At 39.6% G+C, this 24,605-nt stretch carries 20 protein-coding genes and 2 pseudogenes; 7 read left to right on the top strand and 15 right to left on the bottom strand.

The annotated features are described in order from the left end of the window. Window positions 1-178: 178 nt before the first annotated feature. The 4 genes from AC2D3N_RS09590 to AC2D3N_RS09575 all read right to left on the bottom strand — a co-directional run bounded on the left by AC2D3N_RS09590 (window position 179) and on the right by AC2D3N_RS09575 (window position 3,258). On the bottom strand, window positions 179-1,222 hold the full coding sequence (locus tag AC2D3N_RS09590; RefSeq protein WP_484693472.1) for a DMT family transporter: 1,044 nt from the start codon (window positions 1,220-1,222) through the stop codon (window positions 179-181). Window positions 1,223-1,351: 129 nt separating this feature from the next. After that, entirely contained in the window at window positions 1,352-2,020 is a 669-nt protein-coding gene (locus AC2D3N_RS09585; protein ID WP_484693471.1) for a MarC family protein, read from the bottom strand. Window positions 2,021-2,064: 44 nt separating this feature from the next. After that, complete coding sequence (locus AC2D3N_RS09580) at window positions 2,065-2,571, bottom strand: cupin domain-containing protein (protein WP_079677072.1); 507 nt, start codon at window positions 2,569-2,571, stop codon at window positions 2,065-2,067. Window positions 2,572-2,670: 99 nt separating this feature from the next. Continuing rightward, window positions 2,671-3,258, bottom strand: coding sequence for a phycobiliprotein lyase (locus AC2D3N_RS09575; protein ID WP_484693470.1), 588 nt, complete (start codon window positions 3,256-3,258; stop codon window positions 2,671-2,673). A gap of 223 nt (window positions 3,259-3,481) precedes the next feature. On the opposite strand from AC2D3N_RS09575, the gene AC2D3N_RS09570 reads away from it, so the two are divergent. Next, entirely contained in the window at window positions 3,482-3,649 is a 168-nt protein-coding gene (locus tag AC2D3N_RS09570) for an NblA/ycf18 family protein (RefSeq protein WP_484693469.1), read from the top strand. A 255-nt stretch (window positions 3,650-3,904) separates the two neighbouring features. Here AC2D3N_RS09570 and pstB read toward each other — a convergent pair whose 3' ends face one another. The 4 genes from pstB to pstS all read right to left on the bottom strand — a co-directional run bounded on the left by pstB (window position 3,905) and on the right by pstS (window position 8,250). Next, the gene (pstB, locus tag AC2D3N_RS09565; protein ID WP_079677075.1) at window positions 3,905-4,723 is read right to left on the bottom strand and encodes a phosphate ABC transporter ATP-binding protein PstB; all 819 of its coding nucleotides are present in this window, start codon (window positions 4,721-4,723) and stop codon (window positions 3,905-3,907) included. A gap of 160 nt (window positions 4,724-4,883) precedes the next feature. Continuing rightward, window positions 4,884-5,783, bottom strand: a complete 900-nt coding sequence (gene pstA / locus AC2D3N_RS09560) for a phosphate ABC transporter permease PstA (RefSeq protein WP_079677076.1) — start codon at window positions 5,781-5,783, stop codon at window positions 4,884-4,886. Window positions 5,784-5,852: 69 nt separating this feature from the next. Next, the gene (pstC, locus tag AC2D3N_RS09555) at window positions 5,853-6,809 is read right to left on the bottom strand and encodes a phosphate ABC transporter permease subunit PstC (protein WP_484693468.1); all 957 of its coding nucleotides are present in this window, start codon (window positions 6,807-6,809) and stop codon (window positions 5,853-5,855) included. Between the two features lie 247 nt (window positions 6,810-7,056). Further along, window positions 7,057-8,250 (bottom strand): phosphate ABC transporter substrate-binding protein PstS, encoded by a 1,194-nt coding sequence (pstS, locus tag AC2D3N_RS09550; protein WP_484693467.1) that lies wholly within the window; start codon window positions 8,248-8,250, stop codon window positions 7,057-7,059. Between the two features lie 157 nt (window positions 8,251-8,407). Here pstS and bioB point away from each other — a divergent pair, with 157 nt between their 5' ends. The 4 genes from bioB to AC2D3N_RS09530 all read left to right on the top strand — a co-directional run bounded on the left by bioB (window position 8,408) and on the right by AC2D3N_RS09530 (window position 13,001). Continuing rightward, window positions 8,408-9,526, top strand: a complete 1,119-nt coding sequence (bioB, locus tag AC2D3N_RS09545) for a biotin synthase BioB (protein WP_484693466.1) — start codon at window positions 8,408-8,410, stop codon at window positions 9,524-9,526. 19 nt (window positions 9,527-9,545) lie between these two features. Beyond that, window positions 9,546-10,130 (top strand): biotin transporter BioY, encoded by a 585-nt coding sequence (locus tag AC2D3N_RS09540; RefSeq protein ID WP_484693465.1) that lies wholly within the window; start codon window positions 9,546-9,548, stop codon window positions 10,128-10,130. A gap of 80 nt (window positions 10,131-10,210) precedes the next feature. After that, window positions 10,211-10,681 (top strand): signal peptidase II, encoded by a 471-nt coding sequence (gene lspA, locus AC2D3N_RS09535; RefSeq protein WP_079677081.1) that lies wholly within the window; start codon window positions 10,211-10,213, stop codon window positions 10,679-10,681. Window positions 10,682-10,730: 49 nt separating this feature from the next. Then, a complete protein-coding gene (locus tag AC2D3N_RS09530; protein ID WP_484693464.1) occupies window positions 10,731-13,001 on the top strand; it encodes a transglycosylase domain-containing protein in 2,271 nt (756 codons plus the stop codon). 54 nt (window positions 13,002-13,055) lie between these two features. On the opposite strand, the gene AC2D3N_RS09525 is transcribed toward AC2D3N_RS09530, so the two are convergent. Further along, window positions 13,056-13,682 carry a Uma2 family endonuclease gene (locus AC2D3N_RS09525; RefSeq protein ID WP_484693463.1) on the bottom strand — a complete coding sequence of 209 codons (627 nt, stop codon included), beginning with the start codon at window positions 13,680-13,682 and terminating at the stop codon, window positions 13,056-13,058. A gap of 143 nt (window positions 13,683-13,825) precedes the next feature. Between AC2D3N_RS09525 and AC2D3N_RS09520 the strand changes: the two genes are divergently transcribed. Further along, window positions 13,826-15,850: a protein kinase domain-containing protein gene (locus tag AC2D3N_RS09520; protein ID WP_484693462.1), complete on the top strand. Its 2,025-nt coding sequence runs from the start codon at window positions 13,826-13,828 to the stop codon at window positions 15,848-15,850. A 107-nt stretch (window positions 15,851-15,957) separates the two neighbouring features. On the opposite strand, the gene AC2D3N_RS09515 is transcribed toward AC2D3N_RS09520, so the two are convergent. From AC2D3N_RS09515 to AC2D3N_RS09495, 5 genes and pseudogenes are all read right to left on the bottom strand, one after another. Further along, a complete protein-coding gene (locus AC2D3N_RS09515) occupies window positions 15,958-16,248 on the bottom strand; it encodes a nucleotidyltransferase family protein (protein ID WP_083620904.1) in 291 nt (96 codons plus the stop codon). 200 nt (window positions 16,249-16,448) lie between these two features. Next, window positions 16,449-16,796 carry a DUF5615 family PIN-like protein gene (locus AC2D3N_RS09510; protein ID WP_484693461.1) on the bottom strand — a complete coding sequence of 116 codons (348 nt, stop codon included), beginning with the start codon at window positions 16,794-16,796 and terminating at the stop codon, window positions 16,449-16,451. Further along, window positions 16,793-17,110, bottom strand: coding sequence for a DUF433 domain-containing protein (locus AC2D3N_RS09505; RefSeq protein ID WP_484693460.1), 318 nt, complete (start codon window positions 17,108-17,110; stop codon window positions 16,793-16,795). The genes AC2D3N_RS09510 and AC2D3N_RS09505 overlap by 4 nt, the downstream gene beginning before the upstream one ends. Before the next feature lie 194 nt (window positions 17,111-17,304). Then, window positions 17,305-18,288 (bottom strand): annotated as a pseudogene (gene rpoD / locus AC2D3N_RS09500) (RNA polymerase sigma factor RpoD); the annotation flags it as partial. 2,853 nt (window positions 18,289-21,141) lie between these two features. After that, window positions 21,142-22,338: pseudogene (locus AC2D3N_RS09495) on the bottom strand (WD40 repeat domain-containing protein); the annotation flags it as partial. A 146-nt stretch (window positions 22,339-22,484) separates the two neighbouring features. On the opposite strand from AC2D3N_RS09495, the gene AC2D3N_RS09490 reads away from it, so the two are divergent. Continuing rightward, complete coding sequence (locus tag AC2D3N_RS09490; RefSeq protein ID WP_484693459.1) at window positions 22,485-23,393, top strand: hypothetical protein; 909 nt, start codon at window positions 22,485-22,487, stop codon at window positions 23,391-23,393. Here AC2D3N_RS09490 and AC2D3N_RS09485 read toward each other — a convergent pair. Beyond that, window positions 23,390-24,583 carry a DNA-methyltransferase gene (locus AC2D3N_RS09485; RefSeq protein ID WP_484693458.1) on the bottom strand — a complete coding sequence of 398 codons (1,194 nt, stop codon included), beginning with the start codon at window positions 24,581-24,583 and terminating at the stop codon, window positions 23,390-23,392. The two genes, AC2D3N_RS09490 and AC2D3N_RS09485, sit on opposite strands and share 4 nt — an antisense overlap. Between the last annotated feature and the right edge of the window lie 22 nt (window positions 24,584-24,605).

The following is a 24,605-nucleotide window of genomic DNA, read 5'->3' as shown; positions in this document are numbered from 1 at the left end:
GAAATGCTTAAATGTTTGCTACATCCCCCTGTAGAGACGTTGCATGCAACGTCTCTACAGGGGGGGTTAGAGGGATAATCTGTAGCATCCATCTATAATTGGATTTCATATAACCTGAATACACCGAAAACACCGAAACCCAAAATCATTTGAAACTTTCGGTGTTTTTCTAGGATTTTCAGTAATTTTTGTCAGACTCTGGATAGGAAATTGAATTCACCAATACAGGTATTGTTTCTAAACTATTTTTCTCGATATTGACTGCATGGTTATGGAGAGAAAAATCCAAATAGATTTCATCACTCAAAATCAAGGGTTCAATACCAGTAATTAGGATGTTTTCTTGACTGCTAATTTCACCATCGAGTCCCGTAGAATTGGTTTGTTGTTGACTAATGAACATGGCTCCTAAAATCAGCGCACCCCCAACCCAACCCCGTGTTCCTAAAGTTTCACCGAGTAACCAAAAGGAAAATAGGGAGGCAAATACAGGTTCAAAGGTATAGATAACGGCGGTTTCAGAGGCGGAAACCCAATGTTGAGCGATCGCCGGGAGCCAAGTGGTTACGGCCGTTACCAAAGCCAGGTACAATAGGGGTAAATAATTGCTGCAAATGCCCTCCCACTGTCCCATCAGGTCGGGTATGGCCCATAAAGTCCCCAACACCGTCATCACTACAAGCTGAATGGCGGTTAGGGGTAGAGGCGCGTGGTTGCAGGTAACAGCCTCCAACAGCAGAATATAACTGGTATAGAGTAGAACATCTAACAACATCCAGAAGTCCCCAGCAGTTAGCATTCCGCCCTCCCAGGACATCACCCCCACCCCGACCAAAGCAAGTCCGGCGGCTAAAAACATTCCTCGTCGCACTCGTTGACCGAATAATTGCCCCAATAATGGGACTAAAATTACATTTAAACTGGCAATAAAAGCGGCCCGGTTTGCTGAGAGAGTTTCTAAAGCGATCGCTTGAATTGCTAAAGAGGCAAATAATATAATTCCTAATAGAAAGCCATCTCGAACTAACTTAAAATTTAAAGTCCGTAAATGTAGGGAAAAAGCGATCGCTGCTAAAGCAGATCGAATGGCAATTAATACACCGGGGGATAAATTATCAATCGTTTCTTTAACTAAGGGAAATGTTGTTCCCCAAAGCAGGGTAACAGCTACCAGTAAAATAATACCCTGGATATGTTGTACTTTTGGTTGTGAAAGAGTCATTATAGATATTTAGATTCTAAAACTATTTTAGAACAAATAGACTATTTTTGAGTAAGATTTTTGCTCTCCTACATAAATTATTACATAATTCCCTGGACGGGTTAGCTTCATCCTATAAACCAAATCGGATCAATGGGTAATAAATAAAGTTTTTACCCAGTTTTCTAATCCACTTAATATTAATTGTACTCCCAAAGCTAAAATAAATAAACCCAAAAGACGAGTAAAGGCAATAATGCCATTTTCTCCCAAAAGATTGAGTAAATGATTGGATAGGATTAAACAGCCATAAACTGTAATTCCAATTATAATAATAGCAACAATAATAGCGCCTAAATGTAATAAAGTTTCTGTCGAAAATGCTTCTCTAGCTTGGGCTGCTAATCCTAATGTGACTGTGATCGCCCCTGGCCCTGCTAATAAAGGAACAGTTAAGGGAATAAAGGAAATATCCTTATGTTCTTCTAGTTGAGTAGTTAAGGCTTCTTCTTCGGTAGCAGTTAATTTTGGTTCAGCCTTTAACGCTTCCCATCCAGCCTCAAAAATTATAATTCCGCCTGCAACTTTTACCCCGGACATCCCTAACCCAAAAAATCCCATAATACTTTCCCCAATTAATAGAAAAAATACTAAAACTACCACAAAACTAAGAGTAGTTTTAAGCGCACATTTTTGTTTTAATTCTATAGAATAGCCCGATGCTAATATTAAAAATATTGGCACAGCCCCCAAGGGATCAACAATGGGAAACAAGGAGGCAAAACTGGCTAAAACAAAAGTCAAGAAATCTGCTATCATATTTGTCATTTATTCGGCTGGAATCCGGCATTTTTTCCGGGATATTAAAGCTCAGAAGTTAGTTTTAAAATTAGATCTTCTGACTCTGGAAATCTCGACAGTAGGTGAGTCCGATTTGCTAATTCAAAGTCGGCAAAGTCAAACCCGGGTGCAACAGTACAACCGACAAAACTATAGGGACTTTCCGTATTAGGATAACCCCCAAACCACCATCCCGCCGGAACCACAAACTGTACTTGTTCTCCCGCTAAAATATTAGACCCCAGAATAATATTTTGTACTCCATAGTCTTCGTGGATTAAGATCAGAGTCATGGAACCCCCTAAATAAAAATGCCACATTTCATCGGATTGAATTCGATGTAAACAGGATTTTGTTCCCTGGGGTAATAAAAAATAAATTCCTGTACAATAGTTGCGATCGCCCTTAAATTTTTCGGATAAAACCTGCTGGGAAATTACACCCTGAGAACGATAGGTTTCTCGAAAATATCCTCCTTCTGGGTGAGGAATAAGCTGATATTTTTCAATTAATTCTTCTACACTAATCATAAATTTAATTAAATTTTAGGGTGCGTAAGTCCCAACCCACGCACCAAGGATAAATAACGATTAGGTGAGTTAGCAGTTTGCACCCACCCAACACAGAAATTACCAACCGAAAGCTGAATAGAATTGACTTTCCTCCGAGGGAGATTCCAATATGGTTTCCGCATCGGGATTAACCCGAATTTCCGTACAAAAGGTGGAGGTATTGAACCCACCAAACCGCTTAACCGCACTGGTTCGCATCCGAACATCCGAACCCATAAACCAGAAGCGTTCAATCGCACTCATGGTTTCATATTCAGTAACTAAAATTAAAGCATCGTCCTCATCCATCTCAAATTGACCCGCCACGGGCATAATTTCTGCATAACCCCGTTCTCGCAACATTTGACCTTTACGGGGATTTTCCGGGTCAGGAACAATGGCAAATACCGTTTCTCCCTTATGGTTTTCATCGTCCTTATCCCAGGCCATTTCCCCCGCCCAGGTGACATAAGCACCCCCGGCGGATAAACTGGGGTCAACATTGTGCATCTGACAAATTTCGATCACTCTGGGATCATCCGCATCTAAGCTGGTGACTTGAATATCTGAAAATCCTTTCTCAGCTTGTCTAAAGGCTAAATGGTGGGTTGTTCGTTGCGATCGCCATGTTCCAGCACTTTTCCGAAAAAATTCTATTGCATCCATCACGCTTAAAATTCCTTGACTGACTATGATTTATGGGTTTGACCTCTATCATAAGTCGATTCTGAGTCCATTTTGAATTTCTGTAACAGAGATTAGTTTCAAAATGTGCATTATGGACAGATTGTCAAGGAATTGTTACGATAATTTACATTCAGTGTGATATAGATAAACTTAGTCAGTCCGAATCCATCGTGATTTGTACAACTCAGTAGGAGGAGTGAACATGGAAACGTCTGCAAACCTCAGTCTTGAACAACAATTCAAATTACAAATTCTACGCGAACAAGTCAAAAACTTAAATTTAGAAGAAGCCCAAGACTACCTACTCGAAGTATTACGCCAAAGTATGGTTAAAGATAATCTCCTGCGTCAATGGATTAAAAACCCATAAATCAGTCATCAGTTATCAATTATCAGTTAACAGTTGAGAGTTGAGAATTAATAGTTAACAGTTAATAGTCATTATTTCCCGATGATCTATTTAGATGCGTGAGCAGCTTAGTGATTAGTGGGGAGTTTTGATTTCTTAGCCAACCACTATGAATCAATAGCCATAAACTATAAACTCCCAACTGATGACTCTCAACTGACGACTATAAACTGTTAACTCTCAACTGTTGATTGATGACTGATAACTGATAACTGATTAACCAAATCGACCACTAACATATTGTTGAGTGGATTCTTCTTTAGGGTTTTGAAAAATACTTTGGGTATCATCATACTCCACCAAATAGCCAAAACGTTTACCCCCTTCAATTGCTTTAGCATTAAAAAATGCCGTCATATCTGCAACCCGTGTTGCTTGTTGCATATTGTGGGTGACAATAATAATGGTGTACTTTTGTTTGAGTTCGTGGAGTAATTCTTCGACCGATAAAGTCGAAATCGGGTCAAGGGAAGCACAGGGTTCATCCATTAACACAACATCGGGATTAATTGCGATCGCCCGGGCAATACAAAGCCGTTGTTGTTGACCTCCAGACAGGGCAAAACCGCTTTGACCCAGTTTATCTTTAACCTCATCCCATAATACCGCTTGACGCAGGGATTTCTCGACAATTTCATCTAATTCGGCTTTATTTTTAGCTAATTTATTTACCCGTACCCCGTAGGCAATGTTATCATAAATCGACTTAGGGAAAGGGTTGGGTTTTTGAAAGACCATCCCGATGCGGCGACGAACTTCTACGGGATCAACATTAGGTGCATACAAATTTTGATTATGATAGAAAATATTCCCCTTGAGTTTGAATCCTTGAACTAAATCATTTAAACGATTAAAACAGCGCAGAATTGTACTTTTACCGCAACCAGAAGGCCCAATAAAAGCCGTAACTCTATTTTTGGGAATTTCCAAACAAACCCCCCGAACTGCCTTAAAATCACCGTAATAGATATCAATATTTTCCGTTTGGATTACCGTTTCCATCTGCGTAGAGTGACAGTCATAAACACCAGACATAAAAATTAACTCCTGAAAGTATACAATATCAAAAAAATCAACATCAAAATAGAGTATTTTATTTAGTTAATACTAAATTATGATGACCGTTAGATACAGCTAAAAGTCAGACAGAACCAACTAACCCATAGACAAGAATTCACCGGTTAAAAGCTCAGACTTAAAACTGTTTTTGCCGAGTCGCCAAACGAGCAATTATGCTAGTTAATAAAACTAAAACCACAATTACTAAGGACGCAGCCCAGGCAAATTCCTGTAAAACTTGATCAAATCCTCTAGCAAATTCAAAAACCAAATAGGCCAGGGATGGGAGAGTTTGAGAAAAAAGACCTCCGGGCCAATTATTGGTATAAACAACCGTAAATAATAGCGGTGCCGTTTCTCCAGCGGCTCGGGCGACGGCTAAGGTAACTCCGGTTAAAATTGCAGGTAAGCAGGCTGGAAGTACCACTTGCAAAACCGTTTGATAATTAGAAGCGCCCACCCCCACCGAAGCCCAGCGAATCTCCTGGGGAACAATTTGTAACGCTTCATCGGTAGTACGGATAATCGTCGGTAACATCAAAACCGAGAGGGCAATTGCCCCCGCCAGAACTGAAAACGAACCCATTTTCAAGACAATAAAACTGTAAGCAAACACCCCCGCAATAATAGAAGGAACACCACTTAAAACATTAGTGGTAAATCGAATCCAACGCACAACTTGACCATTTCCTCCAAATTCAGAGAGGAAAATAGCCGCTAAAATCCCAAAGGGAACCGCAATTAAAGTCGCAGTCGAAACCACTTGAATCGTGCCTAGAATCGCACTGGCAATGCCTCCAGAGATTTGTCCCGCAGCCGGGGGAAGTTTGGTGAATAAATCTAAATTTAAACGGGCAGACCCCTTGAGGAAAATATAATACAAAACCGCCACCAACGGGATCAAGGTAATCACAATACAAGCGGATGCAATCCCGGTCATTAACAATTCAAAAATATGCCTGGAACTTTTATTGTTGCGAATTAAACTAAAGTCATTAACTTCAGAATAATTTGGATCTTTTGTCGGATTTGACATACAGAAAAAATACTAAATTTTTCAAGATTATCAGATTTTTAAAACCGGATTAATTACTCCTGATTCAGATTATTGATATTTCGCTTTAACTTGATTAACAATCCACTCCGCCGCAATATTCACCAATAAGGTGAGGGCGAACAAAACTAATCCTGCATACATTAAAGCTGAAACCTGTAAACCCGAAGCTTCTGGGAATTGATTTGCCATCAAAGAGGCAATCGTATTCGCCGGAGCAAATATGGAAGTTTTCAGATTATTCGAGTTACCAATAATCATTGTAGCTGCCATGGTTTCTCCCATGGCCCGTCCTAATCCCAACATCACTCCTCCGACAATCCCAGAAAAAGCCGCAGGAATTAAAACCCGAAAGATAGTCACCCAGCGGGTTGCTCCCAAACCCAAAGAAGCTTGACGTAAATCAGGCGGTAAACTGGCTAAGGAATCCCTGGAAATTGCTGTGATAATCGGCAGAGTCATCACGGCTAAAACCACCCCGGCTGGAAACAATCCTGGCCCAGCCGGGGGGGTACTAAATAAAGGAATCCAGCCGAAATTTTTATACATGAACATCCCAAAGGGTCTTAAAAAAGGAATTAAAACAAAAATTCCCCAAAGACCATAAACCACACTGGGAATTGCGGCTAATAATTCGACCAGAAAGGTTAAAGCGGTGCGAATCGAAGGGGGAATAAAATCTTCACTCAAGAAAATTGCCGTTCCCACACCCAAAGGCACTGCCAATAATAGGGCGATTAACGAACTCATTAACGTCCCCGAAATCATGGGAAAGACGCCATATTGATTCGTCACAGGGTTCCAATCACTACCAAATAAAAACCCTAACCCAAACTGTTGAATAGCGGGAATTGCTTGTTGAGCAATGGGAAAACCCAGTAATAATAAGACGACAATAACCCCCCAGGCAAAAATTTGTGTTAGCCAAATAAACCCTTGATCAAGTTTTTTTTCTATTGGGGAACGAGATTGGGGAAGTCCTTGTACATTTTGACGGGGTATAGTCATATATCAAAGATTATACACGATTAATCACAATAATTGAAATTTAAGGTTACTTAATTTTAACCTTGATTACCATTGTAAAAGATGAAAATTAGCATCTTTATTTTGGGGGAAAAGAAGCAATTTAAAGTTTAACCGCAACCGGTTAAAATCTCTCAAATGCTGTCTTTTCCTTTGGTTTTTTAGTTGAGTTCCCTACAGGTTCTCTCGCAACTTACAAGTTGCAAGTTCAGCTAAAGGGATGACCCCGTTACTCCACTTTAATTGTAAAGTCTGGGCTGATTTGATCCGCTTTTGCTGCCACTTTTTTTACAACCGCCGCAGGTAAGGGAATATAACCTAGTTGGGCACTGGTTTTTTGGCCTTCAGTTAGTCCATATTGAATCATGGCTTCAACAGACTTAGCGATTTCTGGTTTATCGTACTTTTGATAAGCCATAATCCAAGAGTAGGTGACAATCGGATAGGATTGGGCACCTTCAGGATTAGTAATAAAAGCGCGTAAATTTTCGGGTAATTCTACGGATTCAAGGGTTTTTGCCGCCGATTCATCGGTAGCTTTGACAAAACTGCCCGCTTTATTTTGCAAAGAGGCTGTTTTTAAGTTAGCATTTTTGGCAAAACCATATTCAACATAACCAATCCCACCAGGAGTTTGACCGATTTGGGCTGTAACCCCCTCATTGCCCTTACCACCAATACCTACGGGCCACTGAACGGTTTTACCCTCGCCCACACTATTTTTCCAGTCCTCACTCATCGCACTTAAATTTTTAGTGAAAACTCCCGTGGTTCCGCTACCATCGGAACGATAGATGACCTGAATGGGTAAGTCAGGGAAGGTGACACCCGGATTATCTGTGGCTAGGGCTGGATCATTCCAATTAGTAATTTTACCTAAAAAGATATCAATTAGGTTTTGTTGAGATAATTTGACTTCTGCTACATCGGGGATGTTATAGGCTAAAACAATACTTCCGGCGGTCATGGGTAATAGTAGAACGCCGTTGGGAACTTTAGCAATTTCTTCATCGGTCATGGCGACATCGCTGGCACCAAATTGAACTAACCCTTGTACAAAACGTTCTACCCCAGCACCACTACCGACGGATTGATAATCAATTTGTAGATTTTTGGTGCTGCTACTAATATCACTGGCCCAGCGTTGATATAAGGGAGCCGGGAATGAAGCCCCCGCACCGATTAATGCTACGGGTTGTTCCAAACTAATTAATTGGGCTGCTGCTGTATTCGGGGTTGTGGTAGTGCCCGTTGTGTTATTAGTTGCTGTAGATGTCCCCTCAGTCCCGGTCGCCGGAGTGGGAGCCGTAGTAGTTGTGGTATTACTCCCACCACAAGCGGCTAAACTCAAACTCAGAGCTAAGGCTGAAAATCTAGCTACAAACCGACTAGAAGGATTAATCGCATTCAGACGAAACAGCATAAAAAATCAATATTTTGTTAGGGTCGATACCGTAGAGAATACCGTCTCTGTAACAAGTTAAGGTTAAGGGAAGGTTAACGGTTGCAGAAAGTACGAAACAGTCTTATGTGTGCTTTGGTGATAAAATAACTCAGTTTGGATAATTGAAAATTCCGACATGATCAATGTAGTTCCAGTACGACCCGCCCTTAATAGTTTGTCTTCGGTTAGCAATTCCCCATTGGAAGTTCCTGAAGATTGGGAAACCCAAGAAGACCTACAAGTCTGGCTGAATAAATTAGTTGAAAGGATTATATCTGGCGATCGCATTAGTCGAGAAGCAGCCTTAGCTCTAGGCCAGATTGAAGACCAAGAAAAAATTTTATTACTCTGTCAAGCCGCCGATCAAGTTCGTCAAGCCTGCTGTGGTAATACCGTTGATCTCTGTAGTATTGTTAACATTAAATCGGGTAATTGTTCAGAAAACTGTGGTTTTTGTTCTCAATCTGTTCATCATCCGGGGGAAGCATCTCCGATTTATGGATTAAAGTCTAGTGATGAAATTTTAGACCATGCTAAAGCCGCAGAAACTGCCGGAGCCGCCAGATTTTGTTTAGTTTCTCAGGGACGAGGCATTAAATATAATAGCCCGAAATCCTCGGAATTTGAACAGGTTTTAGCCACGGTTAAACGAATTATTCAAGAAACAAAAGTTAAACCCTGTTGTGCTTTAGGGGAATTAACCTTAGAACAAGCTCAGGCTTTAGCCGATGCGGGAGTTACTCGCTATAACCATAATTTAGAAGCCTCAAAAGCCTTTTATCCGCAAGTGGTAACCACCCATACCTGGGAAGATCGGGTACAAACTGTTAAAAACCTGAAAGCGGCGGGAATTCAAGCCTGTACAGGGGGGATTATTGGCATGGGAGAAACCTGGGAAGATCGGATAGATTTGGCTTTCTCCTTAGCTGAATTAGAGGTGGAGTCCGTCCCAATTAATTTATTAAACCCGCGATCGGGAACGCCTTTATCAGAACAATCTAAACTCGATCCTTATGAAGCATTAAAAGCGATCGCCATTTTTCGTTTAATTCTTCCGACTCAAATTCTCCGTTATGCTGGAGGACGGGAAGCAATCATGGGAGAACTGCAAGGAAAGGGGTTAAGATCGGGAATTAATGCCATGTTAATTGGTAATTATTTAACTACTTTGGGTCAACCTCCCGAACAGGATCAGGCGATGTTAAAATCCTTGGGACTCGAAGGGGGTGAAGCTCAAGTTCCTCTTTTTTCCTAATGGTTAATATTTCTCTATTGTGACAGCAACCTCCGAGTTTTTTTGGGCAATTATTGGTGTTTTATTAACGATTGGTGGCACTTTTTTAGAAGCGTTTGTCACCGATCCCTCTTGGATTTGGCAACAAGAAAATGTTGAAGTTCACTCTTTGGGTGTTACCTATCAAATTGGGGCGGTTTTGTTAGTTGGTTGTTTGGGAGGGAAAAATGCCGCCGCCATGTCTCAAATTGCTTATCTGGCTTTGGGATTAACTATATTACCAGTTTTTTCAGAAGGGGGGGGACTGGATTATGTAAGACAACCCACTTTTGGCTATTTATTAGGGTTTATTCCCGGGGGATGGGTCTGTGGATTTTTAGCTTTTAAAGCCTTACCTAAATTAGAATTATTAGCCTTTAGTTGTTTATGTGGATTACTTACCGTTCACAGTGTAGGGTTAATTTATTTAAGTTTAAGTCACGTTTTTAATGGCGTTGCTACCCAAGGAATTATTCTTGGAGATGCGTTTGAAAAATATTCCCTCCAACCTTTCCCTGGACAATTAGCTGTCAGTTGTGCGGTAGCTGTTTTATCTTATCTTTTAAGGGGATTACTATTTTATTAAAGTAGTTTGTTGACCGTTGATTGGTAGGGTCATGATAACCCCGCCCCATTCCCCATTCCCCATTCCCCATTCCCTGATTTATGCGATTTAAGAAAAATTCTGATTTTTGGATAGTTGCTCTGGTGAGTTTAATTGCGGATCACCTGACTAAATTGTGGGTGGTACAAAATTTTGAACTAGGAGAAACTTTACCTCTGTGGCGTGATGTGTTCCATCTAACCTATGTTACAAATACAGGAGCAGCCTTTAGTTTATTTAGTAATGGGGGTATCTTGTGGTTGCGTTGGCTATCATTATTGGTCAGTCTAGGATTAATGGCAATGGCTTGGTTTGGCCCTCGTCTCCACCGTTGGGAACAAGTGGGATATGGTTTAATATTGGGGGGTGCATTAGGGAATGGAATTGATCGGTTTATTTCCGGTCACGTCGTTGATTTCCTAGATTTTCGACTAATTAATTTTCCCGTATTCAATTTGGCAGATATTTCGATTAACATTGGAATCTGGTGTTTAATTATTGCCATGTTTACCCAATTAAAACCTGAGTCCTGAAACGAAACGGTACAATAGATACAGACCCATGCAAGTCTGAGTGCTGAAAATGTCCACCCCCTTGCCCCCTCAGAAACCCCAAACTCTCCTGAACACAATCACACAGGTTGTCCAGACACTTCACGCTAAAGTTAATTTTTCGCGGCTGATCCTCAAACCGAATGCTAAAGTCCCGGAACTGATAGTACATCAGGCTGATACTAACAAAGCAGAAGTTTATCCCCTATTAGGCGATCGCTATGTGGTGGGACGTTCTTCCCGAACCTGTGATATCGTAGTCCGAAACCCCCTAGTCAGCACAATTCATGTCAGTGTTGTCCGAGATCCCAAACGGACGGGGTTATTTTCGGGTCGTACCGGGTTTATGATTCAGGATGAAGACTCCACCAATGGCTTATATTGGGGACGACGACGGGTTAAAGAATTGCCGTTGCACCATGGGGATAGTTTAACCTTGGGGCCACCGGAACTGGCTTCTGTGGTTCGGGTCGAATATCGAAATCCGCCTCCTTGGTACCTTCAAACCCTCCGTTATGGATTTTATGGAATCTGTGGGTTGACTGCTGCGGTGGGGATAGTGGTGTTATTCCAGTGGCAGAAATTTGAAGTTGATCCCCTACCGAAAACCGTAACTGGGCCAGTAATTATTCATGCCGCCGATGGTCGCCCCCTCCGACAAGCAAATACCATCGCCCATTTAGAAGCGGATAAGTTATCGGATTTTGGCCCCTATTTACCTAAAGCCGTTGTTGCTTCTGAGGATGCTCGGTTTTATTGGCATTTGGGCATTGATCCATTAGGAACATTACGCGCATTATTAACCAATGTCCGGGATGGGGAAATTCGAGAAGGAGGCAGTACCCTTTCCCAACAGTTAGCCCGGAGTTTATATCGGGATTATGTAGGTACGGAAGATTCTGCTGGACGGAAATTTAGGGAAGCGGTTGTGGCCCTGAAATTAGAAGCGGTTTATGGTAAAAATCAGATTCTAAAAACCTATTTGAATCGGGTTTATTTAGGAATTAATTTATATGGTTTTGAGGATGCGGCTAAGTTCTATTTTAACAAATCTGCCAAGGATTTAAACCTGTCAGAAGCAGCTACTTTAGTAGGAATTTTACCCGCCCCCAATAGTTTTAATCCGATTCAAAATTATCAATTAGCAGTACAATACCGCGATCGCGTGATTAGTCGGATGTTAGAACTGGGCATGGTTAGTGAAGATGAAGCCGATCGCGCTCGCCGTTCTCGGATTGAAATTAATCCTAAAGCTCGGGAGTTTTTAGAAAGTACCATTGCTCCCTATTTTTACGATTATATTTTTGCTGAATTACAGGAATTATTAGGAGAACAATTGGCACGGGAAGGCAATTTTATTGTAGAAACAGCATTAAATCCTTCGATGCAAACGATCGCCGAATCTTCTCTCAAAAGTTCAATTCAGACCACAGGAGCAACTAATGGGTTTTCCCAAGGAGGTCTGGTAACATTAGATTCTAATACTGGGGAAATTTTAGCAATGACGGGGGGTGCAGATTATAAAGAAAGTCAGTTTAACCGTGTTACCCAAGCTCAACGTCAGCCGGGATCAACGTTTAAATTGTTTACCTATTTAGCGGCGCTCGCTCAAGGTATTCCGCCGGGTCAAATCTATTCCTGTGAACCCTTAACTTGGAAAGGACAAAGTTATCAAGGGTGTGAACGCAGTGGGGGTGATATTGATATGTATAGAGGGTTAGCGTTATCAGAAAATGTGATCGCCCTGAGAATTGCTCAAGATGTTGGATTAGACCAAGTTATTGACATGGCAAAACGCTTAGGAATTAAGTCAAAACTTGATCCAGTTCCGGGCTTAGTAATCGGTCAAAGTGAGGTGAATCTGTTAGAAATTACTGGAGCTTATAACACCGTTGCCAATGATGGTTTTCGTAATTCTCCCCATGCAATTAAACGAATTTTAGATAGTAGTGATTGTACGGATTTTAATGATATTAATACCTGTCGGGTGATTTATGCTTATGATCGAGACAATCCCAAGATCCCATCGGTTTTATCTGCTTCTGTGGCGGAAACAATGACAACTTTATTGCAAGGAGCAATTCGTCGGGGAACGGCTAAAAGTGCCTATATCGGATTAGGAGAAGCGGGTAAAACCGGAACAACAAATGATAATGTTGATTTGTGGTTTATTGGTTATCTTCCTGATTCTAAATTAACCACGGGAGTTTGGTTAGGGAATGATGATAATTCTCCTACCAATGGAAGTAGTGCAAATGCGGCTCAATTATGGCGAGATTATATGAGTCAAATTGCTAGATAATTTTTTAGAAATTAAGAGAAAGAGAGACGCGCCGTGGCTCGTCTCTACGGGGAATTATGATTGAAAGATTTGTGTTGGGGTTAAATTTAATTCGGGGAATATAGCCGATTCCATTCTATCATTTTCTCTAAATAAATTTACCATATATTCCCCATCGATCATTTGATAAACTGAAATCGTAGGTTGTTTGGGATTTCCAATATATCGCCGACCGCCTAACCCTAAATAATCAATAATCCAATATTCTTTAATTCCTAATTTTTCATATTCTGATAATTTCATTAAATAATCATCTTGCCAATTGGTACTGACCACTTCTATAACTAAAGGTAAACTTTCACCTTGAGTAATAGTTGATCGCTTTTTCCACATTGGTTCATTTTCTAGCGCATTTTTATCAATAATAGTCAGATCGGGATTAAAACCAGATTGATCAGAATCAATGGCTTTGATAATACACTGTCGAGCGACAAAATAGTTCAGTCCCAAGGATTCTATCTGAATGCCTAATTTAAGGGTAAGAAAACTAGCGACTTGTTCATGAGTTCCTGTAGGCTGCATTTCTTTAATAACTCCTTGATGTAATTCATACCGTCCGTAACCATCGGGAACCCAGTCCAAAAATTCCTCCAAGGTGATTAATTTAACTTCCGATTCTGATTCTAATACAGTTTGCATCATATCTTTTAATGGTTTTGATCAAAAATAATACACATATGACTATAGTATAACAATTCTTAGAAACCCTGTTTCTAAGATCAACCCGGTTTCTTCCGGTTATCTTAGGGTAAAATAAACTTAGGCTCGTTTGAGTTAGATCATCTATGAGTTATTGCCTAAATCCCCACTGTCCTCAACCCCAGAATACCCCAGAGGCTAAATTCTGTTTAACCTGTGGGGCGAAATTGTTATTAAGAGAACGGTATCGCGCCGTTAAAGTGATTGGTCATGGGGGGTTTGGTAAAACATTTTTAGCCGTAGATGAAGATAAACCCTCCCGTCCGGCTTGTGTGATTAAACAATTTCGCCCCCAAATGCAGGGCAATTCTCAAAAAGCTATTGAGTTATTTCATCGAGAAGCAGAACGTTTAGATGAGTTAGGAAAACACCCTCAAATTCCTGAATTATTAGCCCATTTTGAACAAGAGAATCATCAATATTTAGTCCAAGAATTTATTAATGGGCCGAATTTGGAAGAAGAACTTTTGCATCAAGGAGTATTTAATCAAGCTCAAATTTGCCAACTCTTAGATGATTTATTACCAGTTTTACAATTTATTCATCATCATCGGGTAATTCACCGAGATATTAAACCCGCGAATATTATTCTGAGAGAGGGATCTTTATCGGCACAATTGCCCTTAGTTCGTCCTGAATTTTTACAACAATTGCGGGGAGAATCTTCGCCTCAAAATGCCCCTGGGGGTTCTCAACCTCAAGGTCAGTTAGTATTAGTAGATTTTGGAGCGGCAAAGGTCGTTACTGATACTGAAGTTCCAATTATGGGAACAGTAATTGGTAGTCCCGAATATGTCGCCCCAGAACAAACCAGAGGACAGGCAATTTATAGCAGTGATATTTATAGTTTAGGGGTAACTTGTATTTATTTAATGACGCACATTTCCCCCTTTGATTTATATGATATTCATGAGGATCGGTGGATTTGGCGAGATTATTTAAAACAAAATTCTGTGAGTTCGGAATTAGGAAAAATATTAGATAAAATGTTAGCCGTATTACCCAGTCAACGTTATGATTCTGCTTTAAAAGTCCTCAAAGATCTACATCCGAGTGGCATACCTGTCGCGATCGCCCGCCATTTACAAACCCCATCCCCCCCAACTCCTCCACCACCAACCGTTAGAACTCCCATCCCCTCCCAGACCTTACCCCCCCGCACGATCCAACAACCCACACCCCCGCAACAGCAGCGTGTTCAACCCTTGCACCCGCCCTCTTGGAAGTGTGTGCATACCCTCAGTGGTCATCGCAACGCGATTACGGGAGTGGCTTTCAGTCCCGATGGCCAGACCTTGGCGAGTGGGAGTCAGGATCAAACCATTGAAATTTGGCGGCTGGACTCGGGGAAACGGTGGTATACCTTGGTGGGTCACAGTAATTGGATCACGACCATTGCTTTTAGTCCCGATAGCAAGACTTTGGCGAGTGGGAGTCGGGATCAAACCATTGAAATTTGGGATATGACCAAGGGGAAACGGTGGTATACCCTCACGGGTCATCAAGACGGGGTGGAAGCGGTGGCGTTTAGTCCCAATGGTCAATTTTTAGCCAGTGGAAGTCGAGATAAAAGTATTGAAATTTGGAATATGAATAAGGGAAAACGGGGGTTTACCTTAACAGGTCATCAGGATCGAGTTTATAGTGTGGCGTTTAGTTTGGATAGTCAAAAATTAGCGAGTGGGAGTCGAGATCAAACGGTAAAAATTTGGGATTTGAACACAGCAAAGGAAGTCCAAAGTTTAACGGGTCATGGGGACTGGGTTAGAAGTGTGGCGTTTAGTTTAAACGGTCAATTATTGGCTTCGGCGTCTAAAAATGGCATGATTAAAATATGGCAAAATCAACAGGAAAAATGGGTATTATTAAGAACATTAAGGGCAGATGATCAAGAGATATTTAATATTATTTTTAGCCCAGATAATCGGTTTTTAGTGAGTGGAGGAGGGCAGGGAATAATTGATATTTGGGATGTACAAAAAGGGATATTATTAGAAACCATTAAAGCCCATGATAGTGATGTTTTTACGGTGGCGTTTAGTGGCGATGGTCAATGGTTAGCAACGGGAAGTTATGACCGGACGGTGAAGTTGTGGAAACAATCAACTTGATAATTAGAGGTGAGCTTAAAATCTATATCAATCCCAAATAGGTCGCAATATTTTATCGTAGGGGTTGGGTCTCCCAACCCTCTTTGCGCTTGGGTTTAGAGACCTTCTCATAAGGAAATTGCCTCTTTTAATACTTGTTCACGAATGCGTTTTTTTAAACCTTTTTCTGTAACAACATCAACTGGACACCCTAATAAGTTTTGTAAGTCCATCAGGAGTCCACCTAAATCAAAAAGACTTCTTCCAGGTTCAAGCTCAACTAAAAAATCTACATCACTATTGGAATCTGCTTCATTTCTAGCCACAGATCCAAAAATTCGGATATTATAGGCTCCATATTGAGCCGCAATCCTTAAAATTTCTTGACGATAACTTTTCAGCAGGTCATCAAGGTTCATGAGTTTATTAGGGATTAATGAGTTAAAAACTGTATGGGTTATTGTATCATAAATTTGATAAATTTTCAAGTGATTACACTGTTTTAAAGATTAGCGATCGCAACCCCAATCAAATTAACACGCACCATCTTACTAAAATTGATATTAATACAAAAATGAGCGATCGCAAATACAATAATATTAAAACAATAATTTTATTGTTAAAAAGGTAAGTATTGAACTTGGTTCACTAAATCTTCTGGTTCACTTGCTTTGGCAATTATTTCTAAGTCCCGCACACATTCTCCAACGGTGACAGACTGTTGATGTGCGTAAATAACCCCACTAAACTTTACCCCCTCTTGCTGACGACGGTTAGCTATTACTAAAAAATCATCATCTTGGGTAAAGATAACACGATCGAGTTCTGTGGCGCGATCAAGTAAAATTGGATCAGGCGTGCCAGTTCGTCCATCTTCTTGTACTGTGAGAACCTCTATACCGCGCAATTTTAAACCATTTGTAATTACTCGGCGAATGTGTTCATCCATGTAAAGTGCTAGGGTCATTGAATGAGTCCCTGGGTGCGAAGTTTTTTAACTAAAGCAGATTCACCAGCTTGTTGACGTAACGTTTCAACATTCTCAAATCGTCGCTGTATATCGGCATCTAGTTCTTCTTTATTATCCCAGTAGTAAGCTAAGGTAGAATAAATTTGACTCATGCTTAAATAGGGATGTTGAAATTTAATTTCTTCGGGACTCCAACCAAAAGCAAGATGACCGGAAACTAATTCAATTACTTTCATGGTTGTTCCGGCAATGTAGGGAACATTGTTTTCATTCAGTTCTATATACTTGTGTTGTGTTGTAGTCAAGTTCATAGAGTTTGCCTCGTTACTGGATTTAATTATAGTATATTTTCGGCAATTTCTTCTGAAGTGCGATCGCGGTCAATAATTGATATTAATATAAGAATGGGCGATCGCAAATACAATTATATTAAAACAATTAATTGGTGTCTGTTGGGGTGTAGCGAGCGAGGACGCTCGCACTGCTTTAGATCCTAAAATCACAACTACCTTATATATTCTTTCAAGATACTATTACGGTTAGGATGACGTAACTTTCTGAGAGCCTTCTCCTCTATTTGACGAATCCGTTCACGGGTGACATTAAAAATCTGACCAATTTCTTCTAATGTCTTCATCCGACCATCATCTAACCCATAACGTAAACGTAAGACATCTCGTTCACGGGGACTGAGGGTATCTAATACATATTCTAAGTCTTCTCGTAATAGATTCATAGACACTTGATCTTCAGGAGTTTCGCCATCAGATTCAATAAAATCTCCTAAGCGGGAATCTTCCTCTTTCCCAATCTGTGTTTCTAAAGAAATCGGAAGTTGAGCCGACTTAGCAATAAACCGTAACTTCTCGATGGTCATTTCCATGCGAGTTGCGATTTCTACTTCCATGGGTTTGCGACCCATTTCTTGAGACAATAATTTGGTAGTTTTTTTAATCCGAGAAATGGTTTCATACAGGTGAACTGGTAGTCTAATTGTCCGAGATTGATCAGCAATAGCTCTAGTAATTGCCTGACGAATCCACCAGGTCGCATAAGTGGAAAATTTGTAGGCTTTTTCGTGATCAAATTTCTCGGCGGCTCGAATTAATCCTAAACTGCCTTCTTGAATTAAATCTTGGAAAGAAAGACCTCGATTCATGTATTGTTTGGCAATAGAAACCACCAGTCGTAAATTAGACTGTACCATCTTATCTTTTGCCCGACGGCCAAGATGCAGACGGTGGCGGAACTCTGGCAACCTCATCTCAACCGCGCTCGCCCATTCCTGCTCATTGGGTTCGCGGTCGTAATGTTCCATCAATTTCTCTCGAATTCGCTCTAGTTCGAGTAAGTCGGCAATTTTACGAGCGAGTTCAATTTCTTCATCCGCGCGTAATAATCGAATCCGGCTTATTTCTTGCAGATAGAGACGAATTGAATCTTCTGTATAGTGTTTTTTCTTGGTCTGAGCTCGACGCCGGGATCTAACCCATTTACCAGATGGCATCTGGTAATAACCATACAAATGACCATACAGTAATTTAAATTCATCCAAATCTCGGAAGATATAAGATCGAATATGCCAACGAGTGAATACTCCTATTGCCATTTTAGAATAGCTTTCAGGGTTTTCCTTGGGTTCGGGAATTGGAGTTGGAGTTGAACTTGGAGTTGAACTTGAAGTTGAACTTGGTGTTGAACTTGAAGTTGAACTTGGTGTTGAACTTGGAGTTGAACTTGGTGTTGAACTTGGTGTTGAACTTGGGGTTGAACTTGGGGTTGAACTTGGTGTCGGATTTTGAGTCGGACTTGGTGTTGGACTTGGAGTCGGACTTGATGTTGGGCGTGGTGTTGGACGTGGTGTTGGACGTGGTGTTGGACGTGGTGTTGGACTTTGAGTCACCCGAACAATTTTAATCTCAGCTAAATCGCTAATATTTTCTGGGATAGCTTCAGCATAAATTTCATAGCTTCCATCAGAGGATGCTGAAGGAACAAAATAACCGTTCTGATTAATTGTTCCCCCTGTTGCATCCCATTCAATATAATTAGGTTCGATAAAATTTTCCTGTTGATCAAATCCAGTAACTTCAAATTGAAAAGGTTGATCAGATTTAATTTCAAGTTGATCAAATCCAGTAACTTGTAATTTAAAATATTGATCAGATTTAATTTTAACTCGTTCTGGCTGAATTCTTAACCTTCTTAAAACAGGAATAACCTGGATATTAACAGAATCACTAATTTGAGCCAAATTAATACAAGATTCCCCCACCCAATTTAATAAACGAACACTTATTTTAATCGCCTGTTTGATCACCAAGGCTTGAAAAGCGATTTCAAAATTAGATAGTTCTGAAGACGAATTTTCCTCAGAAGCGGTGGAGATATTATTAGTTGTTTCAGATTGATCTTGAATCTCTGTTTCCGCAGAATTAGGCAATAATACACTCGAAATTTTCTCACTCAGAGAAAATAACCGTTCTGTCCGAGATATTAATTTTGCATAAATGCCAAAGGTTAATATTTTTGAGCGAATATCATAGGGAGATAATGGAGAAACTTTAGCCGTTACTTTATATGACCCTTTATCATTATCCTTAGCGGTAAATTTACCATTCCGATCAATTCTTCCCCCTTTTGCTTCCCAGACAATATTTCCTGTTTCAATTTCATTTCCATATTGATCAAACCCAACGACATTAAAAGTTATACTTTCATTGGGTTCAAGAAAAATATTCCGATTAGGATTAATCTGAATCCGTCTTAAAACAGGTAATATATTAACAGTTGCACTAACTTGAAGTAACCCAACTTTGGCGGTTACAGTAACTTGTTCTTGTTCATAACCTCCTTTGAAAACTCCCTCTCGGTTAATTCGACCTCCGGCGGTACATTTCCATTCAATATTATTCACCCAAAACCAATCTCCAATCTGATCTAAACCCATAACTTGAAACGTTATCGGTTCATTAGGTTCAGCAAAAATAGTCTGAGGTGAAATGATCAGATTAGTTAAAATAGAAGGAACAATAATTTCAGCCGTTGCGCTAATTGTTTTACCAGGTATTGAAGCGGTGACGGTGAATTGTCCTTTACTATTATTCCCAACAATATAATTTCCATTGTTGTTAATTTTGCCCCCGGTTGCAGTCCAATTGACATTTTTAATTGCAATAGAATTTTCTCTTTGATCTAAACCCTCAACTGTAAATTGATAGGTTTGACCAGGGTACATTTCTATCAATGATGGAGAAATAATCAAAGAGGTTAATCTTGGACGTTCAATAACTTCAACTTGGACAGATTGACTAATTGTTTCAACTTTTGCGGTAATAGTAACCGTTTTTTCAAAGCGACCCGCAACAAATATTCCATTATTAGGAAGTTGTATATTGTCAGCCGTCCAAGTGACTTGTCCGATGGAAATAGGTTGATTATATTGATCAAAACCTTTAACATTAAATTGTTGAGAGTCCCCACAATATAAAGTTTTTCCTGAAGGATTAATTGTTAACGATGTTAGTTTAGGGTTTTCAGGAATTGTAATTAAAATTTGACAATTAACAGAGTTAACTTGTGCTTCTATTTTAAAGTTAGAACCTGATATATTTCCGGCTGTAAATAGTCCGTTTTTAATCGTTCCCCCTGTAGCAGTCCAACGAACTTGTCCGAGGGAAAAAGGTTGATTATATTGATCAAAACCTTTAGCACTAAATTGTTGAGAGTCACCACAATATAAAGTTTGTCCTGAAGGATTAATTTTTAACGATGTTAGTTTAGGTTTTTCAAGAATTATTATTAAAACTTGACAACTAACTGAGTTAACTTGTGCTTGAATTTTAAAGTTAGAACCTGATATATTTCCGGCTTGAAATAGTCCGTTTTTAATTGTTCCCCCTGTAGCCGTCCAAGTGACTTGTCCGATGGGAATAGGTTGATTATATTGATCAAAACCTTGAACATTAAATTGTTGAGATTTACCACAATATAGACTTGTTTCTAAAGGATTAATTTTTAACGATGTTAGTTTAGGTTTTTCAAGAATTGTTATTAAAACTTGACAACTAACTGAGTTAACCTGTGCTTGAATTTTAAAGTTAGAACCTGATATATTTCCGGCTTGGAATATTCCGTCTTCGACCTCTCCTCCTGTAGCAGTCCAAGTTATATTTTCAATTTTAATCGGTTTATTATATTGATCGAAACCTTGAATAGTAAACTCTTGATAGTCACCACAATATAAAGTTTTTCCTGGGGAATTAATTTTTAACGATGTTAGTTTAGGAGACTCACCTTCTAAAACATTTAAAATTTCTCCTGTTTGCAAATCCCAAAGTTTGATCCAATCTCGACTCCCGCTAACAAATAATTTGCCATTAGCACTAACAGCAATAGAACTAATAAATCCAGTATGACCTGTAATTTTACGAGATTGATTGGGGTATTGATTAGGGCTTTGAATAGGGCTTTGAATATAAATACTGCCATTATTGGTTCCTACGACTTGAATATTACCATTAGAAGTAATATCAAAATCACTGATTGTTTGAAATTTTCCTGTAATAGTCTTAACACATTTTAAACTATTGACAAGTAGTTGAAATTTGGATTGATTATTACTCTTTCCAAAAAAGAAACTCAAAACATCGGTTAAAACAGGAATATTAAAATTTTCATTTTTACCTTGAGTTTTGGGATCTTTTTGCCAAATTTTAACAGTTCCATCTCGACTACCTGTAACTAAAGATTGATCATCAGAACTAATGGCGACATTTTGAATCCAATCTGAATGTTCTTCAATAGTTCTTAATAATTGTTTTTTTGTCAAATCCCATAATTTTATCGTTTTATCTGTACTTCCACTGACTAAAAATTTACTGTCTGAACTAATTGCTAAACAAGAAATCCATCCGGTATGATCATTAAAAGTATGGACAAGTTGTTTCTTTTCTAAATTCCAGACTTTAATGGTTTTATCTGCACTTCCACTAATTAAGGTTTGATTATCTGGGGTAATTTTAACCACATTAACCCAACTTGTATGACCTGTAAAAGTATGCAAATTAATTTTAGTTTTTAAACTCCATAACTTAACAGTTTTGTCAATACTACTACTGACTAAATATTGACCATTGGAACTAATTGCAACGGATAAAACCCAATGGGAATGAGCATCAAGGGTATCAACTAATTGTCCTGTCTCTAAATTCCAAATTCTGATGATTTTCCAACCGCCACCGACGATAATTTTATGTTCTGAACTAATAGCTACACAAGAAATTGTATCTTGAGGTATAATATTAGGCGATCGCAAATTAACATTTTCAGTTAAATAAGGATTATCACCATACAGCACCCAATACGCCGATTGTTTAACCTGTTCTGAAGGGTTGGTTAATGCCTGTTGCGCGAGTAAATCTAAACCTTGATCAAATTTCAGACAGTCTGAAAGGGCTGTAAGTCGTTGTTGCAGGTCTGGACTGGTGAATTTACCCCGAAGATTCTCAATAGCTGGCCGTTCAGAGGGTTCGGTCATGGTCTTAACTATTACAGGTTATCTATCCATTTTAAACTCATAACCCCATTAAATAACAAAGGTTTAATTAAGAAAAATGATCACACTTTATCAAGGGCTTTGCTTCTGCTATAGTGAGAATAATTAACTCGGCAAACCGGATCAATATGGAAATTAACCCTAATCCCCTCGAATTTCTATCTGCCAAGGTTCAAGAAACGGTTAACGATACCCAAAATTTGGCTAACCAAATAGCTGCCAATGTTCAGGACAGTGCCAAGGCCGTAACCGCATGGGTAGAATCCGCCCCCGGTTCCATGGTTGGTGCGGGGGTCGTTGTGACTCAAGAAGCCTTTAAAGTGGCCCATAATATCCGGTTTGAAAACCTACCCAGAGGGTTACAATTAAAATTCGCTAGGGCGGGTGTGCGCCAGGGAATGCGAAGTGTTCAAGAAGCCGCCAAGGTGTTTGAATCTATACCCGCCCAAATTCGCGCCCAAGGGCCAGAAGCCATTCGTAACTTCTGTCAGGATAAAGATTGGAGTCACATCAAAGCCCACGTTAATGGCGGGGGAAGCGAAGCCAATAACGGGATTTTTGAATATTTTTGGGTGAATCGTAAGCGCGGTGGGGTGGACATGACCCGCAAGGAATTAGCCGCGGCGAAGAAGGTTTTAGCGGATGCCGCCTTTAAAACAGCAGTTGTCGAAATCGTTGGGGCAACTCTTAAAGGTGCGATTGTGGCAGGAGTTATTGAGTTGGTATTTTCTATTTTAGAAAACTCTTTATTGTACGTTGAAGGCAAAATTACCAAGTCAAAGTTAGTGAAAAAAGTCGCCACCGCCACGGCAAAAGCGGCTATTGCGGGGGGTGTAATTACGGCCATTCTGTTAACACTTTGTATGATATTTCCCTCCATTGCCACGCTTTTAGGTGCCGTCGCCATACCCTTGGGGGTTGCCGGGATTGGTTTTATGGGAATTCGCGCCTGGGAAATCTTTTGTCATGCTGATCGCTTGTTTGGTATTACTGAACAAACACAACAACTTATGGGACTCACTGAAGGGACAATTTAATTGAAGTTAAACCCTTTTTGAACAGTATAAGCCGGGGCTTCTATAATCATGATGTGATCGGGAATATCTATCACGTCAAGATCAAAAAGATCATCTGATGTTTTGACTAAAATGGATTTTAAAGCCCCTTTAATTTGAGATGCTTTATGCAATAAAGCGAGTGTTTTGTGTAAACTTTCTCCCTGACGCTGTACCCGAACAGGAACGGGCTTTCCTTGATAATTCTGTTTTAAAATAGCATCAATTCCTTGATTTCTTTGAACCGGAATAATATCTAAACTAGCAATAATATTAAGTGCATCTTCATTGGCATTAAGATAGGCTTTGCGACCTTTTTGAAGGAGCAAAGATTCGGATTTAATTGGGGTTTTTAATCTATCTTTAGAAATTTGAACAGCATCGGGAGAAATATCAATTCCCCAGGCTGAACGATTTAATAATTTTGCCGCAATAATTGTTGTCCCACTTCCACAAAAAGGGTCTAATATAATATCCCCAGGATTAGAGGCTAACTCAATAATTTGTTCTAGGAGTAAAATCGGTTTTTGAGTTGGATAACCCACACGCTCTTTAGCTTTAGGGTTTAAATAGGGAATCTCCCAAACATCACTTAATGGGACTCCTTTTTTGGGATCAGCAGGAATGATTTCCCCCTGTTCATCCCTAGCATAAATGGCTTTACCATGCTCATCTCTGGTACGTTTCTGTAAGATTTGATCAATATTCGTAGACTCCGAATAATTACAATAAATGGGATTAAAGATAAATTGATTTGTCTTAGAATAAAAGAATATGGTTTGATGGGCTGGTAATAATCCTTTTCTGGAATTTGACCATCGTTTGTAACTCCAAATAATTTCTGATCTAAAATTTTCTTGTCCAAAAATATGATCTAAAATTGCTCTAATGATATAATTAGCATGGGTATCACAATGTACAAAAATTGACCCATCTTCCCTTAAAACCTTATGTAGAACAACTAACCTCTCATGAATAAATTTTGCATAGTCTTGATGACTTTCCCATAAATCATCATAGCTAAATTCAGATTGTCTATCTCTCGTTTTTAAAGAATGGTGTTTTTGGGTAAAAAAAGGAGGATCTAAATAAATCAGATTAACGAAATTTTGCTGCATTCCTTGGACTATCTCAAGACAGTCTCCTTGAATAATATTGTAAGTATTGTTCATAATTTTTCATGGGTTAATCAAT

The sequence above is a fragment of the Planktothrix sp. PLAVEN19ND genome, assembly GCF_057220675.1.
Note: the sequence above shows the minus strand (reverse complement) of the source record. Positions and strands in the feature narration are given on the sequence as shown.

Bases quoted from the DNA above. Each gene is read 5' to 3' on its own strand.
- AC2D3N_RS09590 (WP_484693472.1), bottom strand. From the start codon at position 1,222: ATGACTCTTTCACAACCAAAAGTACAACATATCCAGGGTATTATTTTA.
- AC2D3N_RS09585 (WP_484693471.1), bottom strand. From the start codon at position 2,020: ATGATAGCAGATTTCTTGACTTTTGTTTTAGCCAGTTTTGCCTCCTTG.
- AC2D3N_RS09580 (WP_079677072.1), bottom strand. From the start codon at position 2,571: ATGATTAGTGTAGAAGAATTAATTGAAAAATATCAGCTTATTCCTCAC.
- AC2D3N_RS09575 (WP_484693470.1), bottom strand. From the start codon at position 3,258: ATGGATGCAATAGAATTTTTTCGGAAAAGTGCTGGAACATGGCGATCG.
- AC2D3N_RS09570 (WP_484693469.1), top strand. From the start codon at position 3,482: ATGGAAACGTCTGCAAACCTCAGTCTTGAACAACAATTCAAATTACAA.
- pstB (WP_079677075.1), bottom strand. From the start codon at position 4,723: ATGTCTGGTGTTTATGACTGTCACTCTACGCAGATGGAAACGGTAATC.
- pstA (WP_079677076.1), bottom strand. From the start codon at position 5,783: ATGTCAAATCCGACAAAAGATCCAAATTATTCTGAAGTTAATGACTTT.
- pstC (WP_484693468.1), bottom strand. From the start codon at position 6,809: ATGACTATACCCCGTCAAAATGTACAAGGACTTCCCCAATCTCGTTCC.
- pstS (WP_484693467.1), bottom strand. From the start codon at position 8,250: ATGCTGTTTCGTCTGAATGCGATTAATCCTTCTAGTCGGTTTGTAGCT.
- bioB (WP_484693466.1), top strand. From the start codon at position 8,408: ATGATCAATGTAGTTCCAGTACGACCCGCCCTTAATAGTTTGTCTTCG.
- lspA (WP_079677081.1), top strand. From the start codon at position 10,211: ATGCGATTTAAGAAAAATTCTGATTTTTGGATAGTTGCTCTGGTGAGT.
- AC2D3N_RS09530 (WP_484693464.1), top strand. From the start codon at position 10,731: ATGTCCACCCCCTTGCCCCCTCAGAAACCCCAAACTCTCCTGAACACA.
- AC2D3N_RS09525 (WP_484693463.1), bottom strand. From the start codon at position 13,682: ATGATGCAAACTGTATTAGAATCAGAATCGGAAGTTAAATTAATCACC.
- AC2D3N_RS09520 (WP_484693462.1), top strand. From the start codon at position 13,826: ATGAGTTATTGCCTAAATCCCCACTGTCCTCAACCCCAGAATACCCCA.
- AC2D3N_RS09515 (WP_083620904.1), bottom strand. From the start codon at position 16,248: ATGAACCTTGATGACCTGCTGAAAAGTTATCGTCAAGAAATTTTAAGG.
- AC2D3N_RS09510 (WP_484693461.1), bottom strand. From the start codon at position 16,796: ATGACCCTAGCACTTTACATGGATGAACACATTCGCCGAGTAATTACA.
- AC2D3N_RS09505 (WP_484693460.1), bottom strand. From the start codon at position 17,110: ATGAACTTGACTACAACACAACACAAGTATATAGAACTGAATGAAAAC.
- AC2D3N_RS09490 (WP_484693459.1), top strand. From the start codon at position 22,485: ATGGAAATTAACCCTAATCCCCTCGAATTTCTATCTGCCAAGGTTCAA.
- AC2D3N_RS09485 (WP_484693458.1), bottom strand. From the start codon at position 24,583: ATGAACAATACTTACAATATTATTCAAGGAGACTGTCTTGAGATAGTC.